At 65.9% G+C, this 989-nt stretch carries 1 protein-coding gene; it reads right to left on the bottom strand.

Going from position 1 to position 989, the window contains the following annotated elements; all coding sequences use genetic code 11:
* Positions 1–76: 76 nt before the first annotated feature.
* Positions 77–928 (bottom strand): recombinase family protein, encoded by an 852-nt coding sequence (locus FS320_RS44110; protein ID WP_162866332.1) that lies wholly within the window; start codon positions 926–928, stop codon positions 77–79.
* Positions 929–989: the final 61 nt, after the last annotated feature.

The raw sequence follows: 989 nt of genomic DNA, 5'->3' as shown, positions 1-989 counted from the left end.
CCTTCGCACTGCCGGATAGCAGCACCCAGGTGAATGGGGTCTTCTCTCGTATGAAGCACTCCTTCCTTATCAGGCCTTACGCTGCCAGAACCCAGGTGTGGTGAGCCTCTGGCAGCTCAGGTCGCACGGCGCCGGCATAGAGCGGGTTGCGCAGCATGTCGCGCAGCGTCTGCCCATTGGGCCGGGTCCAGTGCACGTCGCCCTTGTGTGGCCCGCGGCGGATGCGATCCGGCAGGCGAATGTCGTGGTCGACGAGATAGCGCAGGATGCCGCTGACCGAGCGCCTCCGCTCGAAGAGGGTGAAGACCAGACGGATGATCTCCTGCACCTCTTCGTCGGGATCGAGTGCGACCTCGCCGGATGGCTTGCGCACGTAGCCGCGGGGCAGCCCCAGCACCAACTCGCCGCGCTGGGCCTTGGCGCGGCGGCCCTCGAGCATGCGCGCCTTGAGAATGTGAATCTCCGCCTCGCTCATGGTGCCCTTCAGGCCGAGCAGCAGGCGATCGTTGTAGAGACTGGGGTCGTAGATGCCATCAGCATCGCCGATCAGGGTGTCGAAGAGGGCGCACATCTCCAGCAGCTGATGCCAATCGCGACACGAGCGTGCCAGGCGCGAGACCTCGATGCCGAGCACCAGGCCGATATGGCCAAAGCCGACCTCGGCCACCAGGCGCTGGAAGCCCGGCCGGTCGAGAGCCGAGGCGGCGGACCGGCCGAGATCGTCATCGATGACCACGATCTGCTCGGGTCGCCAGCCGAGCTGGCAGGCACGATCGGTCAGGGCATATTGCAGGCGGGTGGATTCCCGGTTGTGCTCGATCTGCCGCAGGGTGGACTGGCGGACATAGACGACCGCCTGACGGTCACAATGACGGGCCCGGATCTTGTCGGAGAGTGTCGGCGCGAGGATGTCGGGGTCCGGGCTCATGATCCGCCTCCTGTGCGGCGGCCACAGACTGGCGGATGAGGTTGGCGATCAGCACCACTAG

Source organism: Microvirga tunisiensis, assembly GCF_009296175.1.
In the GTDB taxonomy this organism is placed as follows: domain Bacteria; phylum Pseudomonadota; class Alphaproteobacteria; order Rhizobiales; family Beijerinckiaceae; genus Microvirga; species Microvirga tunisiensis.
The sequence above is the reverse complement of the archived record's forward strand: the minus strand, read 5'-3'. Positions and strand labels throughout refer to the sequence as shown.